The 16,672-nt window shown below is 73.9% G+C and carries 16 protein-coding genes; 14 read left to right on the top strand and 2 right to left on the bottom strand.

The annotated features are described in order from the left end of the window. Positions 1-10 precede the first annotated feature (10 nt). The 14 genes from pyrE to IG88_RS0120420 all read left to right on the top strand — a co-directional run bounded on the left by pyrE (position 11) and on the right by IG88_RS0120420 (position 15,699). The gene (gene pyrE, locus IG88_RS0120485; RefSeq protein WP_031043070.1) at positions 11-559 is read left to right on the top strand and encodes an orotate phosphoribosyltransferase; all 549 of its coding nucleotides are present in this window, start codon (positions 11-13) and stop codon (positions 557-559) included. A 235-nt stretch (positions 560-794) separates the two neighbouring features. Next, positions 795-1,826, top strand: a complete 1,032-nt coding sequence (gene fbaA / locus IG88_RS0120480) for a class II fructose-bisphosphate aldolase (protein WP_031043068.1) — start codon at positions 795-797, stop codon at positions 1,824-1,826. A gap of 74 nt (positions 1,827-1,900) precedes the next feature. Further along, complete coding sequence (locus tag IG88_RS0120475) at positions 1,901-3,370, top strand: MFS transporter (protein WP_031043065.1); 1,470 nt, start codon at positions 1,901-1,903, stop codon at positions 3,368-3,370. A gap of 218 nt (positions 3,371-3,588) precedes the next feature. Next, positions 3,589-4,002: a DUF3151 domain-containing protein gene (locus tag IG88_RS0120470; protein WP_031043062.1), complete on the top strand. Its 414-nt coding sequence runs from the start codon at positions 3,589-3,591 to the stop codon at positions 4,000-4,002. Between the two features lie 145 nt (positions 4,003-4,147). Then, positions 4,148-4,963, top strand: coding sequence for a tryptophan 2,3-dioxygenase (locus IG88_RS0120465; RefSeq protein WP_031043059.1), 816 nt, complete (start codon positions 4,148-4,150; stop codon positions 4,961-4,963). Beyond that, positions 4,956-6,197, top strand: coding sequence for a kynureninase (gene kynU, locus IG88_RS0120460; RefSeq protein WP_031043056.1), 1,242 nt, complete (start codon positions 4,956-4,958; stop codon positions 6,195-6,197). The genes IG88_RS0120465 and kynU overlap by 8 nt, the downstream gene beginning before the upstream one ends. A 221-nt stretch (positions 6,198-6,418) precedes the next feature. Further along, complete coding sequence (locus IG88_RS0120455) at positions 6,419-7,324, top strand: alpha/beta hydrolase (protein WP_031043053.1); 906 nt, start codon at positions 6,419-6,421, stop codon at positions 7,322-7,324. Positions 7,325-7,860: 536 nt separating this feature from the next. Continuing rightward, on the top strand, positions 7,861-8,850 hold the full coding sequence (locus IG88_RS0120450) for an alpha/beta hydrolase (protein WP_031043051.1): 990 nt from the start codon (positions 7,861-7,863) through the stop codon (positions 8,848-8,850). Further along, positions 8,843-10,048 (top strand): acyltransferase family protein, encoded by a 1,206-nt coding sequence (locus IG88_RS0120445; RefSeq protein ID WP_031043049.1) that lies wholly within the window; start codon positions 8,843-8,845, stop codon positions 10,046-10,048. Before IG88_RS0120450 ends, IG88_RS0120445 begins: the two co-directional genes overlap by 8 nt. Next, the gene (locus tag IG88_RS0120440; RefSeq protein WP_031043047.1) at positions 10,041-11,453 is read left to right on the top strand and encodes a sensor histidine kinase; all 1,413 of its coding nucleotides are present in this window, start codon (positions 10,041-10,043) and stop codon (positions 11,451-11,453) included. Before IG88_RS0120445 ends, IG88_RS0120440 begins: the two co-directional genes overlap by 8 nt. Beyond that, complete coding sequence (locus tag IG88_RS0120435) at positions 11,450-12,136, top strand: response regulator (protein WP_031043044.1); 687 nt, start codon at positions 11,450-11,452, stop codon at positions 12,134-12,136. The genes IG88_RS0120440 and IG88_RS0120435 overlap by 4 nt, the downstream gene beginning before the upstream one ends. A 17-nt stretch (positions 12,137-12,153) precedes the next feature. Beyond that, positions 12,154-13,581, top strand: a complete 1,428-nt coding sequence (locus IG88_RS0120430) for a sensor histidine kinase (protein ID WP_031043033.1) — start codon at positions 12,154-12,156, stop codon at positions 13,579-13,581. Then, complete coding sequence (locus IG88_RS0120425; RefSeq protein WP_031043031.1) at positions 13,578-14,261, top strand: response regulator; 684 nt, start codon at positions 13,578-13,580, stop codon at positions 14,259-14,261. Before IG88_RS0120430 ends, IG88_RS0120425 begins: the two co-directional genes overlap by 4 nt. Before the next feature lie 196 nt (positions 14,262-14,457). Further along, positions 14,458-15,699, top strand: coding sequence for a cytochrome P450 (locus IG88_RS0120420; RefSeq protein WP_031043028.1), 1,242 nt, complete (start codon positions 14,458-14,460; stop codon positions 15,697-15,699). Here the strand turns inward: IG88_RS0120420 and IG88_RS0120415 are convergent. Then, positions 15,682-15,969, bottom strand: a complete 288-nt coding sequence (locus tag IG88_RS0120415) for a hypothetical protein (protein WP_037836301.1) — start codon at positions 15,967-15,969, stop codon at positions 15,682-15,684. The genes IG88_RS0120420 and IG88_RS0120415 overlap by 18 nt on opposite strands. Positions 15,970-16,077: 108 nt before the next feature. Beyond that, complete coding sequence (locus IG88_RS0120410) at positions 16,078-16,542, bottom strand: cupin domain-containing protein (protein ID WP_031043025.1); 465 nt, start codon at positions 16,540-16,542, stop codon at positions 16,078-16,080. Positions 16,543-16,672 lie beyond the last annotated feature (130 nt).

Below are 16,672 nucleotides of genomic sequence, written 5' to 3'. Positions count from 1 at the left end.
GCTGGCGTACATGACGGACGTACGCGGCGCGCTGCTGCAGCAGATCAAGGACAAGGCCGTGGTGCACGGCAAGGTGACCCTCTCCTCGGGTCTGGAGGCCGACTACTACGTCGACCTCCGCCGCATCACCCTGGACGGCGAGGCCGCGCCGCTCGTCGGGCAGGTGCTGCTGGACCTGACCGCCGACCTCGAGTACGACGCGGTGGGCGGGATGACCCTGGGCGCCGACCCGGTCGCCGGGGCCATGATGCACGCCGCCGCGGCGCGCGGCCGCACGCTGGACGCGTTCGTGGTCCGCAAGACCGCCAAGACCCACGGCATGCAGCGGCGCGTCGAGGGCCCCGACATCAAGGGCCGCCGCGTCCTGGTCGTCGAGGACACCTCCACCACCGGCGGCACCCCGCTCGCCGCCGTCGAGGCCGTGCGCGAGGCCGGTGCCGAGGTGGTGGCCGTCGTGACGATCGTCGACCGGGCCACCGGGGCCGGCGAGAAGATCCAGGACGGCGCCGGGGTGCCGTACCTGTACGCGTACGACAAGGACGAGCTGGGCCTGGACTGACACCAGGGGCTCCAGGGGCTCCAGGGGCTCCAGGGGCTCCAGCGGCTCCAGGGGCTCCAGCGGCTCCTGGGGCACCGGACGTACCCGGAGTACCAGGGGCCGAGACGGGACCGGGCCCCACTCGGGTATTCCCGTCCGGTCTGGAAGGATGGGGCCGACGATGACGTCGCCCCCCAGTCCTAGGTCAGGGCCATAAGCACCAGCACGCCCACCCGCACATACAAGGAGCGGACAGATGCCCATCGCAACTCCCGAGGTCTACAACGAGATGCTGGACCGGGCGAAGGCAGGAAAGTTCGCCTACCCGGCCATCAACGTGACCTCTTCCCAGACGCTGCACGCGGCCCTGCGCGGCTTCGCGGAGGCGGAGAGCGACGGCATCGTCCAGATCTCCACCGGCGGCGCCGAGTTCCTGGGCGGCCAGCACAACAAGGACATGGTGACCGGCGCCGTCGCCCTCGCCGAGTTCGCGCACATCGTCGCCGAGAAGTACGACGTCACCGTCGCCCTGCACACGGACCACTGTCCGAAGGACAAGCTCGACGGGTACGTCCGCCCGCTGCTGGCGGTCTCCGAGGAGCGCGTGAAGGCCGGCCGCAACCCGCTCTTCCAGTCGCACATGTGGGACGGCTCCGCCGAGACCCTCTCCGACAACCTCGCCATCGCCCAGGAGCTGCTGGAGCGCGCCCGCGCCGCCAGGATCATCCTCGAGGTCGAGATCACCCCGACCGGCGGCGAGGAGGACGGCGTCTCCCACGAGATCAACGACTCCCTGTACACCACGGTCGACGACGCGGTCCGCACCGTGGAGGCGCTGGGTCTGGGCGAGAAGGGCCGCTACCTGCTCGCCGCGTCCTTCGGCAACGTGCACGGCGTCTACAAGCCGGGCAACGTCGTGCTCCGCCCCGAACTGCTCAAGGAGCTGAACGAGGGCATCGCGTCGAAGTACGGCCAGCCGGCCGGCAGCAAGCCGTTCAACTTCGTCTTCCACGGCGGCTCCGGCTCCACCGCCGAGGAGATCGCGACCGCGCTGGAGAACGGCGTGGTCAAGATGAACATCGACACCGACACCCAGTACGCCTTCACGCGTCCGGTCGCCGACCACGTCTTCCGCAACTACGACGGCGTCCTCAAGGTCGACGGCGAGGTCGGCAACAAGAAGACCTACGACCCGCGCACCTGGGGCAAGCTGGCCGAGGCCGGCATGGCCGCGCGCGTCGTCGAGGCCTGCGGCCACCTGCGTTCGGCGGGTCAGAAGATCAAGTAGCACCCGGCCGGCCGGCACGGCCGTACGCACGAGCCCGGCGTCCTCGGCGCCGGGCTCGCTGTATACCTGGGGGCATGCCCGATGTCCGGCTGGCCTCGTCGCAGGGCAAGTGGATCCTGCTCACCACCGTCCTCGGCTCCAGCATGGCGCTGCTGGACTCGACCGTCGTCAACGTCGCGCTGCCCCACATCGGCCGCGACCTCGGCGCCGACCTCGCCGCCCTGCAGTGGACCGTCAACGCCTACATGGTCACGCTGGCCGGGCTGATCCTCCTCGGCGGCGCCCTCGGCGACCGGTTCGGCCGCCGCCGGATCTTCGTCCTCGGCGTGCTGTGGTTCGCCGCCGCGTCCCTGCTGTGCGGCCTCGCCCCGAACGCCGGTGTGCTGGTCGCCGCCCGTGCCCTCCAGGGCGTCGGCGGCGCGCTGCTCACGCCCGGTTCGCTCGCCCTGATCCAGGCCTCCTTCCACGCCGACGACCGGGGGCGGGCGGTGGGCCTGTGGTCCGGGTTCGGGGGCGTCGGCGCGGCCGTGGGGCCGTTCCTCGGGGGCTGGCTCGTGGACGGCGCGGGCTGGCGCTGGGTCTTCCTGCTCAACGTGCCACTGGCGCTGCTGTGTGCCCCGATCGCGCTGCGGCACGTACCGGAGTCCTCCGACGAGCGCGCCCACACGCGCTTCGACGTCCTCGGCGCGGCCCTGTGCGCGGCGGCCCTGGCGCTGCTCACGTACGCCCTGATCGAGGCCCGCACTGCGTCCTGGGCGGTGGCGGTCAGCGCGGTGGCCGGAGCGGTGGCCGCCGTGGCGTTCGTCCTCGTCGAGCGGCGCGGCGGGGACCCGATGATGCCGCTGGACGTCTTCTCCTCCCGCCAGTTCACGGCGGTCAACGTGGTCACCCTGTGCGTGTACGCGGCCTTCGGCGGCTTCTTCTTCCTCGCCGCGCTCCAGCTCCAGGTCGTCGTCGGCTGGTCCGCGCTGGCCGCGGGTACGGCCCTGCTGCCGACCACCGTCCTGATGCTGCTGCTCTCCGCCCGCTCGGGCCAACTCGCCGAGCGGCTCGGACCGCGCCTCCAGCTCACCGCCGGCCCGCTGCTGTGCGCCGCCGGGATGGTGCTGATGCTGCGGGTCGGCCCGGGCGCCTCCTACGCCGCCGACGTGCTGCCCGCCCTGGTGGTGCTCGGCCTCGGCATGGTCACGCTGGTCGCGCCGCTGACGGCGAGCGTGCTGGCCGCCGTGGACACCGCGCGTGCCGGGCTCGCCAGCGGCATCAACAACGCGGCGGCCCGGGCGGCGGGGCTCGTCGCGGTCGCCGCGCTGCCGCTGCTCACCGGCATGGGGGAGGATGCCTACCGCTCGCCCCGGGCGTTCGACGACGCGTTCGGACCGGCGATGCTGATCTGCGCCGGTGTCCTGGTCGCGGGCTCCGCGATCGCCTTCACGACGGTACGCCGCCCGGCCCCGGACTGCGCCCGGCCCGAATGCCGCACGCACGGCTCGGTGACGGTGCCGCCACTGGAGCAAGGGGCGCGGGGAACCGCGCACGAGAGGTGACGCAGGGCACCCCCTCCTCGGCCCGACGCCCTGACGCCCCGACGCGCCGACCACCAGAACTCAAGCACCCCCAGGGGCGCGGGGCACTGCGCGCCCAGCCACAACACACCCGCACCCGGCAACGCACCCGCACCCGCACCCGGCGCCCCACCCTCCCGGCACCGCACCGCACCGACAGCCCCGTCCGGCCGTCCCCGGCGATGCCGCAGACTTGTGCCATGGCCATTCACGAGAACCTGCTCGGGGGACCGCCCCCGACCCACCTCCCCGACGACCCCGGCCCGCGCGAGCTGCTGGCGGCCGGCACCTCCCCCGCCGACGTCGCCGCGAAGTACCCGACGTCCTCGCTCGCCTGGGCCCGGCTGGCCGACGAGGCGTTCGAGCGGGGCAGCGTCGTGGAGTCGTACGCGTACGCCCGTACGGGTTACCACCGCGGCCTCGACGCCCTGCGCCGCAGCGGCTGGAAGGGGCACGGCCCGGTGCCCTGGGAGCACGAGCCGAACCGCGGCTTCCTGCGCGCCCTGCACGCCCTCGCCCGCGCCGCCCGGGCGATCGGCGAGAAGGAGGAGTACGAGCGCTGCAGCGAGTTCCTGAAGGACTCCTCGCCGAGCGCGGCCGAGGTGCTGGGCTGACCCCGGCGTACGTCCTGGCCCGTCCGCCGTGCGCGGGCGGGCCTTGCGGTTTCCTGGGACGATTGCGGAGGATGCCGTTGGGGACCGGGGCCCCGTGCCGGTAACGGCAGGGCGGACCGCTACCCGTGCACTTCAGGAGACAGCGATGTCCCACGACGCCCCGAATCTCGACTTCGAGGGCAGCACGCCGTACGAGGACTACGTCAAGGCGGACGTGCTCACCCACCTCCAGCACACCCTCTCCGACGATCCCGGAGAGATGGTCTTCCTGGTCACGACCCAGGTCATGGAGCTGTGGTTCACCGTCATCGTCCACGAGTGGGAGACCGCCGCCCGCGCCCTGCGCGAGGACCGGATCCCGGTGGCGACCGACGCGCTCAAGCGCTCCGTGCGGGAACTGGAGGCGCTCAACGCCTCCTGGACGCCCCTGGGGCAGCTCACCCCGGCCCAGTTCAACTCCTACCGGTCCGCCCTCGGCGAGGGTTCGGGTTTCCAGTCGGCGATGTACCGCCGCCTGGAGTTCCTGCTCGGCGACAAGTCCGCGTCCATGCTCGTCCCGCACCGCGGCGCCCCCCGCGTCCACGCGGAACTGGAGAAGGCGCTGCACGAGCCGAGCCTGTACGACGAGGTGGTCCGGCTGCTGGCCCGGCGCGGGTACGGCATTCCGGACGCCGTGCTCCGGCGCGACGTCACCCAGAAGTACGAGGCGTCCCCCGAGGTGGAGGCCGCCTGGACGGACGTCTATTCCGGCGACCAGAACGGCGAGCTGGCCCGCCTCGGCGAGGCCCTCACCGACGTCGCCGAGCTGGTGTGGCGCTGGCGCAACGACCACCTGGTCGCCACCCGCCGCGCGATGGGCGCCAAGACCGGCACGGGCGGCTCCGCGGGCGTGGCCTGGCTGGAGAAGCGGGCCCGGGGCAACGTGTTCCCCGAGCTGTGGACGGCGCGGTCGTATGTCTGAGCCGACGGGCCTCGCGGGCGAGGCGGAGCTGATGGACGCCGCCGACGCGCTGGCCGCGGTGCGCGAGCGGTTCGTCCTGGACGACGTGACCTACCTCGACGGCAACTCCCTGGGCGCCCTTCCCGCGCACGTCCCCGCGCGCGTGGCGGACGTCGTACGGCGCCAGTGGGGCGAGCTGCGCATCCGGTCCTGGGAGGAGAGCGGCTGGTGGACCGCGCCCGAGCGGGTCGGCGACCGGATCGCTCCGCTGGTCGGCGCGGCGGCCGGACAGGTCGTCGTCGGCGACTCGACCAGCGTCAACGTCTTCAAGGCGCTCGTCGCCGCGGTGCGCATGGCGCGGGAGGACGGTCGTGGCGGTGCGGGGGCCGGTCCGGTCCGGGACGAGATCCTCGTCGACGCCACCACCTTCCCCACGGACGGGTACATCGCCGAGTCGGCGGCCCGGATGACGGGGTGTGCCCTGCGTCCGGTGACCCCGGCCGAGGTGCCGTCGGTGCTGGCGGACCGGGGCGGCCGTACCGCCGCCGTGCTGCTCAACCACGTCGACTACCGCACGGGCCGGCTGCACGACCTGCCCGCGCTCACGGCCGCGGCGCACCGGGCGGGGGCGTACGTCGTCTGGGACCTGTGCCACAGCGCGGGCGCGCTGCCGGTCGGGCTCGACGAGCACCGCGTGGACCTGGCCGTCGGCTGCACGTACAAGTACCTCAACGGCGGCCCCGGTTCGCCCGCCTACCTGTACGTGCGCCGCGACCTCCAGCCCCGCTTCGACTCCCCGCTGCCGGGCTGGAACTCGCACGCCGAGCCGTTCGGCATGCGCTCCGACTACGCCCCGGCCTCCGGCGCGGTGCGGGGCCGGGTCGGCACGCCGGACATCCTCTCCCTGCTCGCCCTGGAGGCGGCGCTGGACGTGTGGGACGAGGAGGGGGTCTCGGTGGCGGCGGTGCGGGCCAAGTCGCTGGCGCTGACGGACTTCTTCCTGCGCTGCGTCGGGGCGTACGTCCCGGACGGCCGCGTGGAGTCCGTGACGCCGGCGGCGCACGCCGAGCGGGGCAGCCAGGTCGCGCTGCGCTGCGAGGACGCGGGCGAGGTGATGAAACGGCTGATCGAGCGCGGGGTGGTCGGCGACTACCGCGCCCCCGACGTACTGCGCTTCGGCTTCACCCCGCTGTACGTCGGCTTCGCGGACGTGGAGCGGGCGGCGCGGGTGCTGGGGCGGACGCTGGCGGACTGAGGCGCGGACCGGGGCGCGCCGGGCCGGGCCGGATTACGAGTGGGGCCGGGTCACGGGTCGGGTGGGGCCGGGGCACGGGTGGGGGCCGGACGGGTCGTTCCGGTCCTCACCCAGCGTCACATCCCCATGTCCGCGCACGTCACCGGCCTGATAACGTCCCGCCAACGGCCGATATCACTCCCCTGGTCCGCCAACACCGTTTCGTCGCTGAGAGGTTGAGCATGCCGGACGCCGCCGCAGAACCGGGCACCGCTGCCGCGAGGAACGCGGCGGAGGAGAAGTCGGCCTTCTCCCACCCGGCGGCCGAGCCCGACTCCACCGCCGGTTACGGCGACCACCCCGACCAGGTGATCGACTTCTACGCGCCGCGCGGCGCTGCGGGGCCGGGCGAGGCCGTTCCCGTCGTGGTGGTGCTGCACGGCGGCTCGTGGCGGGCTCCGTACGACCGGCGCCACATCAGCCCGTTCGCCGGTTTCCTGGCCGGGCGGGGCTTCGCCGTGGCCAGCGTGGAGTACCGGCGCGGGGCGGAGGGGGACGGTGCCGGGACGGGCACCGGGGGGCCCGTAGCGGGGCGCTGGCCCGACACGTTCGACGACGTGGCCGCCGCGCTGGACGCGCTCCCGGAGCTGGTCCGGCAGCACCTGCCGCGTGCCGACGCCCGCCGCACGGTACTCACCGGCCACTCCGCCGGCGGCCACCTCGCGCTGTGGGCGGCCGCCCGGCACCTGCTGCCCGCCGACGCCCCGTGGCGGACCGACCGCCCGGCGCCCCTGCGTGGCGTGGTCGCGCTCGCGCCGATCGCCGACTTCGAGGTCGCCGACAAGCTCGACGTGTGCGGTGGTGCGGCGCGGCAACTGCTCGGGGGCGGCGAGCTGTTCGCCGAGCGGCGGCCGTATGCCGACCCCGCCCTGCTGCTGCCCACCGGGATCGCGACGACCCTCGTGCAGGGCCGCGCCGACGTGGACGTCCCGCAGGCGGTCGCCGAGGCGTATGCGGACGCGGCGGCCAGGGCCGGGGAGGTGGTGGGGGTGACACTGCTGGAGGACGTCGGCCACTACCCGCTGATCGACCCGGCGGCGGACGCCTGCGCGGTGGTGGCGGAGGAGATCGCCCAGCTGGCCTGGTGAGCCGCTCGGTCGGCCGACGGGGCCACCGGCGGGTTCGCGGGCCGACGGACCACCGGCGGTTTCAGTGCCGACGGCCCACCGGGGGGTTCCGCGGGCCGACGGGCCACGGGGGTTCTGTGGGCTGACGGGCTGCGGGTTCACGGGTGGTTTCGCCGGCCGACCGACGGGTCATGGGGGTTCTGTGGGCTGACGGGCTGCGGGTTCACGGGTGGTTTCGCCGGCCGACCGACGGGCCACGGGGGTTCTGCGGGCCGACGGGTCATGGGGGTTCTGCGGGCCGACGGGCTGCGGGTCCACGGGCGGTTTCGCGGGCCGACGGGCCCATGAGCTGTTCTCTGGTCAGGCGGGCGCTACCACGGGCCGACGCGCCCGCGGGCGGGCATGTGGCCGGCCGGCGAGCGGTGCCTGTCGTACCCGTAATACCTGAGAGCTACCCGCCAGGTGAGTTCCCTGGCGGGACGCGGGTTACCCGGCCCGATTCATAACTTCCCCTGCAAGACGCGTCCGATGGGCGGTCGCGCCGGAGGGGAGGGGCCATGAGGCCGGGGACGACGGTACGTTGGCGGCGGCGGGCGGGCCGGTGGCACCGCGTCGGTTGCGCCGCACTCATCACCGGCGCCGTGGTGCTCCCCCTCTCCGGCGCCGCGCGGCCCCAGACCCCCGCCCCGGCCCCCGCCGTGCTCGCCGCCCCGACGGCGACCACGCTGGCGGAGACCTACGCCGCCAACCGGGCCAACGCGCACCGGGCCGCCCGGATGGCCGCCGACCACGGCGACCGCGACCGCGCGGCGGCGGACCGTTCGCTGGCCGACCCGTCCCGCCACCTCCTCGCCTTCGACGGCCGGGGCGCGGGGCAGGTCACCGAGGTCCTCGGCGACCTGGCGCACGCCGACCGCGTCGCCGTACTGGTCCCGGGCTCCGACACCGGCATCGACACCTACGGCCGGTTTCGCGCCGCCGCCCTCGCCCTGCACCGGCAGCTCGTCGCCGAGGCTCCCGCGGGGACCCGTACCGCCGTCGTCGCCTGGCTGGGCTACGCGACACCGGGCACCGTCAGCACCACCGTCGTCACGACCGACCGCGCCGACGGGGCCGCCCCCGAGCTGCGCGACCTGGTCGCCGACCTGCGCCGCATCACCGGCCCCGACACGCGCCTCTCCCTCCTGTGCCACTCCTACGGCTCGGTGGTCTGCGCCCGCGCCGCCCACGGCCTGGCCGTCTCCGACATCGCCCTGGTCGGCAGCCCCGGCACCGGCTCGGACACCGCCGCCGGTCTGCACGCCGAGGCCCGGATATGGGCGGGGCGGGGCGCCGGCGACTGGGTGGAGCACGTTCCGCACGTCAGCGTCGGCCTGTTCGGCACCACCGTCGGCTTCGGCACCGACCCCGTCTCCCCGGACTTCGGCGCCCGGGTCTTCGACGCCGGCGAGGGCGGCCACAGCGACTACTTCGACACCGGCTCCCGCTCCCTGACGAACCTGGCCCGGATCGCCCTGGGCCGGACCACGGAGGTGACCCATGGCTGACCCGGCCCCTGCGCTCCCGCGCGGCGCGCTGCGTGCCGCCGCCGCCCGCGTCGACGCCGCCACACCCCCCGAGCGGGACCGTGCCGTGGACGCCCTGCGTGCCTTCGCCATCCTCGGGGTGGTGCTCGGGCACTGGCTGGTGACGGCCCTGGTCGCCGACGGCACCGGCCTGCACGCGGCCAGCCCGCTCCAGGGCATGCCCTGGCTGGCTCCGGTCTCCTGGGTCTTCCAGACCCTCGCCGTGTTCTTCCTGGTCGGCGGTCATGTCGCCACCCGCGGATACGCGTCGGCCCGTGCCCGCGGAGAGTCCTACGGCCGGTGGCTGAAGGCCCGGCTGTCCCGGCTCTTCCGGCCGGTCCTGGCCGTCCTCGGCCTGTGGACGGTGACGGCCGCTCTGCTCCTGCTGACGGGCGCGGAGTTCACGACCGTCCACACGCTGGTGAAGCTGGCGCTGTCCCCGATGTGGTTCCTGCTGGTCTTCGCGGCACTGACCGCCGCGACGCCCTTGCTGACCCGGCTGCACCCGCTCTGGCCGCTGGTCGTCGTCCTCCACGTGGACCTGCTGCGGTTCGGGCTCGGCGCCCCGTCCTGGCTCGGCTGGGTCAACCTGGCGGCCGGCTGGCTGGTCCCCTACACCCTCGGCGCCGCCTGGACCCGCGGCGAACTGGACCGGCGCCGCGCCGGCTGGTTCCTGCTGACCGGCGGCGCGGCGGCCACCGCGGCGCTCGTCGCCTGGGCGGGCTACCCGGCGTCGATGGTCGGGGTCCCCGGCGCGTCCGTGTCGAACCTCAACCCGCCGACCCTGGCCGCCGTCACCTTCGGCCTGGCCCAGTGCGGGCTCGCCCTGCTGCTGCGCGAGCGGCTGCGCCGTGCGATGCGGCCTCCCGTGGCCTGGGCGGCGATCGCGCTGGTCAATCTCTCCGCGATGACGATCTTCCTCTGGCACCAGACGGCGCTGATGGCGACCACGGCCACCGGTCTCCTCGCGGGCCGTCTGCCCGGCCTGCACACGCTCCCCGACGGCCTGGACTGGGTCGCGGCGCGGCTCCTGTGGCTGCCGGTGTTCGCCCTGGTCCTGGCGGGCTGCCGGGCCACCTTCCGCCCCTGCGAGCACGGCGGAGGACGGCGCCGGGCCCGGGTCGTGCGGGCCCACCGCCCTCGGCGCCGGGCGACCGCGGCGGGGGCGCGCCATGTCTAGGGTGGAGCCCGTGACGCGATGGGGGAGACGGCAGCGGGACCGGTCGCGGGCCCGGGCCGGACGCGGGCTGCGCGTGCTCCGCGACGACCTGTGGACCTGGCGGGCCGACCCGCTGCCGCCGTCGGCGCGGCTGCGCCGGGTCCCGCACGGGCTGGTGTGCCTGGCGGCGTTCGGGGTGCTGCTGGGCGACGCCGCCCAGCTCGGGGACAACGGCGGGGTCGATCCGGGCTTCGGCTTCGTGATCGCCTGCGTCCAGGCCGGTGCGACGGTGTTCGCCCTGTGGCGGCCGGTTGCGGCCTGGTGGCTGTCGACGGCGGCCATGCTGGTGGGGGCCTCCGCGGTGCGGGCTGCGATGGTGACGGGCGGCGACGCGTTCACCTGGCCCTGGACGGCTGCCGGGCTCATCGGGCACATGTTCGTCCTGCTGCTGCTCGCTCTGCGGGTGCGTACGCGCGTGTCGTTGGAGGCGCTGGCCCTGAGCGCGCTCACCACCTACCTGGTGCAGGGTGTGGTGGGCGCGGTGAGCTACCAGCCGACGGGCCAGCTCGCCGTCATCCTGTTCACGGTCGTCGTCGTCCTCGGCATCGCCCTGCGGGGCCGTCGCGAGGCCCGCACCCAACTCGCCCAGCAGACCTCGCTCACCGCCGAGGAACGGGCCCGGCGGACCCTGCTGGAGGAGCGCGGCCGCATCGCGCGCGAGCTGCACGACGTGGTGGCGCACCACATGTCGGTGATCTCCATCCAGGCCCAGGTCGCGCCCCTCCTCGTCGAGAACCCGCCGGACGAGCTGAAGGAGAACCTCGCCGGCATCCGGCAGAACGCGCTGGAGGCACTCACCGAGCTGCGCCGGGTGCTGGGCGTGCTGCGCGCCGAGCACCCGGCCGCGCCGGACGCACCCGAGGGGGGTGCCGCCGCCCCGCACGCCCCGCAGCCCACCCTCGACCGGCTCGACGCGCTGGTGGACAACATCCGGGCCGCCGGCCTGCCCGTCACCACGGGCAGCAGTGGGACGCGCAGGCCCCTGCCGCCCGGCGTGGAGCTGTCGGCCTACCGGATCGTGCAGGAGGCGCTCAGCAACGTGCTGCGGCATGCGCCGGGCGCGAGCGCCCGGGTCCACCTCACCCACCTTCCGATCGGACTGCGCGTGGAGGTCTCCAACACCCGGCCGAAGCGCGCGCCCGCGCCCTCGCAGGGGGCCGGGCACGGGCTGCTCGGCATGCGGGAGCGGGTGGCGATGCTCGACGGCACACTGACGGCCCACCCGATGCCGGACGGCGGCTACCAGGTGGCGGCGTTCCTGCCGTCCGACGGCCCCGAGCCGCCCACCGCCCCCGCCGCCGCCTCTCCCACCGCCCCCGTGACCACTTCTCCCACCGCCCCTTCCACCGAGGACGACTCCCCATGACGACCAGCGGCAACGGCCGTGTGATCCGCGTGCTGATCGCCGACGACCAGCAGATGGTCCGGCAGGGTTTCACCGTGCTGCTCAACACCCAGCCCGACATCGAGGTGATCGGGCAGGCCGTGGACGGCCTGGACGCCGTGGCCAAGGTCGCCGAGCTGGCGCCCGAGGTGGTCCTGATGGACATCCGGATGCCGGAGCTGGGCGGCATCGAGGCCACCCGGCGCATCACCGGGGCGACCCCGGAGGTCAGGGTGCTGGTGCTGACCACCTTCGACCTCGACGAGTACGTGTACGAGGCGCTGCGGGCGGGGGCCTCCGGCTTCCTCCTGAAGGACGCGTCCGCCGACCAGCTCGCCGAGGCGGTCCGGGTGGTGGCCGCCGGTGACGCCCTGCTCGCCCCGGGGATCACGCGGCGGCTCATCGCGGAGTTCTCCCGGCTGGACGACCGCCCGCGCGCGCCGCTGAAGGCCCGCGTCGGCGAGCTGACCGAGCGGGAGACGGAGGTGCTGGCCCTCATCGCCCAGGGCCTGTCGAACGCGGAGATCGCCCAGCGTCTGGTGGTGGCCGAGCAGACGGTGAAGACCCACGTGGGCCGGATCCTGGTGAAGCTGGGCCTCAGGGACCGCACCCAGGCGGCGGTGTTCGCGTACGAGTCGGGGCTGGTGCGCCCCTCCGGGTACTGAGGGGCTGGGCGCGCGTCATGGCCCGCGTAGTACTTGAGAGGGACGCCGGAGAACCCCTCTCCACGGGGACGACCGGCCACTCCCGGTCGGCCTACCGTGTGAGCGTGACCGAGACGACGCACCAGCAGCACGAGGGCGGGTTCCGCAGCCAGGAGTACCGGCTGGCCCGGACCTCCCTGCGGGGGCTGCACCAGGACCTGTTCCACGACCCCTTCGCCTACCGCCGCCTGCCGCCCCGGCACACCGACGGACCGTTCGTCCGCCGCCTGCCCGGCCGGCTGCGGTCGGACGCGCGCTACCTCCCGCACGCTGTGGTGGGTGCGCTCGCGTTCGTCGCCCTGGTCGTCGGCTCGGTGGGAGGCAGCCTGCCCGGCGGCGACCTGCCGGCCCTGCTGTCCGGCGTCCTGTGCGCCGTCCCGGTGCTCGCCACCCTGGTCCGGCCGGTAGGCGCGTTCTGGATGTCCCTCGCCGCCACCCCGCTGATCGCGTTCGTCAACGGCGACGGGTGGGACTGGCCCTGGATGCCGGGCGCGTTCGTCTGCCACCTCACGGTGCTGGTCGTCGTGGCACTGCGCACCCGGCCCCGCACCGCCGTCTGGATGTGGGTCCTGACCGCGGTGTACTCCTTCCTCGCGGACGCCTTCTTCGGCGGGACGTACTACTACACGAACGGCGGGCCGATGCTGGTGACGTCCGCGTTCGCCCTGCTCGTCGTCTGCCTCTGGCACATACGGCAGAACGCCCGGCGGGAGGTGACCGCCCAGCGGACGGTGACCGCGCACGAGCGGTCCCGCCGCACCCTGCTCGAGGAGCGCACCACCATCGCCCGCGAGCTGCACGACGTCGTCGCCCACCACATGTCGGTGGTCGCCATCCAGGCGGAGGCCGCGCCCTACCGGGTGGAGAATCCCCCGGAGGAGCTGGAGCGTGCCTTCGCCACCATCAGGGAGAACGCGGTGGCGGCCCTCACCGAGCTGCGCCGGGTCCTGGGCGTCGTCCGCGCCGAGGACTACGAGGCCCCGGACGCCCCGCAGCCGACGCTGGCCGACCTGGACGCCCTGCTCGCCAATGTGCGCGAGGCCGGTCTGACGGTCGACAAGGCGGTGACCGGCGCGGTGCGCGAGCTGCCGCCCGGCGTGGAGCTGTCGGCGTACCGGATCGTGCAGGAGGCTCTCAGCAACAGCCTGCGGCACGCGCCCGGGGCGACGGCCCGCGTCGAGGTCTCCTATGTCCTGGGCGGCCTGGGCCTGCGCGTGGTCAACACCGCCGTCCCGCGGAACACCCTGGTCAAACCGTCGCCCGGCGCCGGTCACGGCATCACCGGCATGCGCGAGCGCGTCTCGATGCTGAACGGAGAGATGACGGCGGGCCCGACCGACGACGGAGGGTACGAGGTGGCGGTGTTCCTGCCGGTCGCCGCCGACCGGAGCGAGGACGCGGCATGACCGACCGCACCGACCGCACGATCCGCGTGCTGATCGCCGACGACCAGATGATGGTGCGCGAGGGCTTCTCGGTCCTGCTGAACGCGATGCCGGACATCGAGGTCGTCGGCGAGGCGGTCAACGGCCGGGAGGCGGTGGCCAAGGTCCGCGAGCTGGCCCCGGACGTCGTGCTGATGGACATCCGCATGCCCGAGTTGAACGGCATCGAGGCGACGCGGGAGATCGTCGCGGCGGACGGCACGTCGAAGGTGCTGGTCCTCACCACCTTCGACCTCGACGAGTACGTGTACCAGGCGCTGCGCGCGGGCGCGTCCGGCTTCCTCCTCAAGGACGCCTCGGCCCGCCGGCTCGCGGACGGCGTCCGGGTGGTGGCGGCCGGCGAGGCCCTTCTCGCCCCGTCGGTCACCCGGCGTCTGATCACCGAGTTCTCCAGGCTGTCCGACACCCCGCGTCTGATGCCCTCGGCGCAGGCGGCGTACGGCGACCTGACCGAGCGCGAGACGGAGGTCCTGGTCCTGATCGCGCAGGGCCTGTCCAACTCGGAGATCGCCGAACGCCTGGTGGTCGCCGAGTCGACGATCAAGACGCACGTCAGCCGCATCCTGGTGAAGCTGGGCCTGCGTGACCGCACCCAGGCGGCCGTCTTCGCCTACGAGGCGCGGCTGGTGACCCCGGGCTGACCGCCGCCGCACCGTCACTGTCCCCTCCCCGGCGGGCAGGGGCAGGGTCGAGGGGCAGAACGAGGGACGGCGGCATAACCAGATGCCGCCCCCTGGTCGTCCCACCCCCTCCTGGTCGTCCCGCGCCCCTGGTCCTCCCGTCCCGGTCCCCGGTCGGCTCTGGGCACCGGCCCGGTCCAGGATCTATCGTCCGTCCATGACGGCTGCCGCATCCGACGCCCCTCGCGAGTCCGGCCCCGCGTTCGACCCGTGGGACCCGGCGTTCGTCGCCGACCCGTACCCCGCCTTCGCCGAGCTGCGGGCACGCGGACGCGTGCTCTACTACGAGCCGAGCGACCAGTGGCTGGTCCCGCACCACGCGGACGTCTCGGCGCTGCTGCGCGACCGCCGCCTCGGGCGGACCTACCAGCACCGTTTCACGCACGAGGAGTTCGGGCGCACCCCGCCCCGGCCGGAGCACGAGCCCTTCCACACGCTGAACGACCACGGCATGCTCGACCTGGAGCCGCCGGACCACACCCGTATCCGGCGCCTGGTGTCGAAGGCGTTCACACCGCGCACGGTGGAACGCCTGCGGCCGTACGTGCACGCACTGGCCGGCGACCTGGTCTCCCGGCTGGTGGCGGCGGGCGGCGGCGACCTGCTGACGGACGTGGCCGAGCCGCTGCCGGTCGCCGTGATCGCCGAGATGCTGGGCATCCCGGAGTCCGACCGCGCGCCCCTGCGCCCCTGGTCGGCGGACATCTGCGGGATGTACGAGCTGAACCCGTCCGAGGAGACGGCGGCGAAGGCGGTCCGGGCGTCCCTCGACTTCTCGGACTACCTGCGCACCCTCATCGCGGCCCGTCGCAAGGCCCCCGGCGACGACCTGATCTCGGGCCTGATCGCGGCGCACGACGAGGACGACGACCGCCTCACCGAGCAGGAGATGATCTCGACCTGCGTCCTGCTCCTGAACGCCGGTCACGAGGCCACGGTGAACGCCACCACCAACGGCTGGCTCGCCCTCTTCCGCAACCCCGGCCAACTGGCGGCCCTGCGCGCCGACCACTCCCTCGTCCCGTCGGCCGTGGAGGAGCTGATGCGCTACGACACCCCGCTCCAGCTCTTCGAACGCTGGGTCCTGGACGAGATCGAGATCGACGGGACGACGATCCCGCGCGGTGCCGAGGTGGCGATGCTGTTCGGCTCCGCCAACCACGACCCGGCGGTCTTCACCCACCCGGACCGCCTCGACCTCACCCGCCGGGACAACCCCCACATCTCCTTCAGCGCCGGCATCCACTACTGCATCGGCGCCCCGCTGGCCCGCATCGAGCTGGCGGCATCCATGACGTCGCTGCTGGAGCGGGCCCCCACGCTGCGCCTGGCGGCGGAACCGGAACGCAGGCCGAACTTCGTGATGCGCGGACTGACGGAGCTACGCGTGGAACTCTGAGGACTCCGAGACCTCCGGGGACCGGGGCGACGCCGACGGCTCCGAGGACCGGCGCCGCCCCAGCACCCAGGCGCCGAGTCCCCAGACCACGGCGGGCACGAGGGCTCCGGCGAGGAAGACGAACGGCAGCTCGGTGAGGGCGGCGCCCAGGTCCTGTCCGTTGTTCTCGAACTCGTTGCCCAGATGCCGCTGCGTGCGGTCCGAGGCCCCCCACAGCCATACGGCGCCCACGGCGCCCGCCAGGCTCACCAGGCACCCGCCACACGTCATCGCGTCCCGCCTCATGCCCCACAGGACGCCCGTGCCCCCCGCAGCGGTTTCGCCGGGGGCCGATCACCGCGCACGGAGGGCGGGGGAGCGGCAGGCGCGGGGCACGCGCTACGGGCGGGGCGGATCGCCCAGGAGGGCCACCCCGTATGCGGCGAGGCCGTCCACGTGGTCGGTGTCGTGGCGTGCGTCGGCGTGCCCGACCGAGCGGAAGTAGCCCTCGATGGCACCCGGGTTGTTGAGGACCAGTACCTCGGCCGTCGGGGTGAGCGGCTGGAACGTGTGCGGGACCGAGCGGGGGCCGAAGACGTAGGCGCCCGGCCCGGCGTCGTGGACGTCGCACGCGTCGAGCGAGGCCGACCCCACCCAGAAGCGGACGTGGCCCGAGAGCACCACCCAGCTCTCGTCCTCGCGGCTGTGGACGTGCAGCGGCGGAGCGTCCGACCGGCGCATGGACAGCCGTATGACGCTGACCACTCCGTCCGTCTCGGCGTTCGACACGACCTGTTCCTGAACGCTGTCGTAGTAGCGGTAGTTCGTGCCTTCGCCGGGGTTGCGCACGAGCGCGATGCTCATGTGGGTACTTCCTCTCTCCACGCACGGGCGATGGCAGGACCGGCCGATCATGGGTGACACCGACCGACCGGCTCTGTAGTTCATCGTTCAACTAAAACTATTTCTGGTGCGATGCCCCCGCGCAAGAAGG

This window comes from Streptomyces sp. NRRL F-5650 (assembly GCF_000721365.1).
GTDB lineage: Bacteria > Actinomycetota > Actinomycetes > Streptomycetales > Streptomycetaceae > Streptomyces > Streptomyces ardesiacus.
The sequence above is the reverse complement of the archived record's forward strand: the minus strand, read 5'-3'. Positions and strand labels throughout refer to the sequence as shown.

Coding starts and splice junctions, on each gene's coding strand:
- pyrE (WP_031043070.1), top strand. CDS start 11: ATGACGGACGTACGCGGCGCGCTGCTGCAGCAGATCAAGGACAAGGCC.
- fbaA (WP_031043068.1), top strand. CDS start 795: ATGCCCATCGCAACTCCCGAGGTCTACAACGAGATGCTGGACCGGGCG.
- IG88_RS0120475 (WP_031043065.1), top strand. CDS start 1,901: ATGCCCGATGTCCGGCTGGCCTCGTCGCAGGGCAAGTGGATCCTGCTC.
- IG88_RS0120470 (WP_031043062.1), top strand. CDS start 3,589: ATGGCCATTCACGAGAACCTGCTCGGGGGACCGCCCCCGACCCACCTC.
- IG88_RS0120465 (WP_031043059.1), top strand. CDS start 4,148: ATGTCCCACGACGCCCCGAATCTCGACTTCGAGGGCAGCACGCCGTAC.
- kynU (WP_031043056.1), top strand. CDS start 4,956: ATGTCTGAGCCGACGGGCCTCGCGGGCGAGGCGGAGCTGATGGACGCC.
- IG88_RS0120455 (WP_031043053.1), top strand. CDS start 6,419: ATGCCGGACGCCGCCGCAGAACCGGGCACCGCTGCCGCGAGGAACGCG.
- IG88_RS0120450 (WP_031043051.1), top strand. CDS start 7,861: ATGAGGCCGGGGACGACGGTACGTTGGCGGCGGCGGGCGGGCCGGTGG.
- IG88_RS0120445 (WP_031043049.1), top strand. CDS start 8,843: ATGGCTGACCCGGCCCCTGCGCTCCCGCGCGGCGCGCTGCGTGCCGCC.
- IG88_RS0120440 (WP_031043047.1), top strand. CDS start 10,041: ATGTCTAGGGTGGAGCCCGTGACGCGATGGGGGAGACGGCAGCGGGAC.
- IG88_RS0120435 (WP_031043044.1), top strand. CDS start 11,450: ATGACGACCAGCGGCAACGGCCGTGTGATCCGCGTGCTGATCGCCGAC.
- IG88_RS0120430 (WP_031043033.1), top strand. CDS start 12,154: ATGGCCCGCGTAGTACTTGAGAGGGACGCCGGAGAACCCCTCTCCACG.
- IG88_RS0120425 (WP_031043031.1), top strand. CDS start 13,578: ATGACCGACCGCACCGACCGCACGATCCGCGTGCTGATCGCCGACGAC.
- IG88_RS0120420 (WP_031043028.1), top strand. CDS start 14,458: ATGACGGCTGCCGCATCCGACGCCCCTCGCGAGTCCGGCCCCGCGTTC.
- IG88_RS0120415 (WP_037836301.1), bottom strand. CDS start 15,969: ATGACGTGTGGCGGGTGCCTGGTGAGCCTGGCGGGCGCCGTGGGCGCC.
- IG88_RS0120410 (WP_031043025.1), bottom strand. CDS start 16,542: ATGAGCATCGCGCTCGTGCGCAACCCCGGCGAAGGCACGAACTACCGC.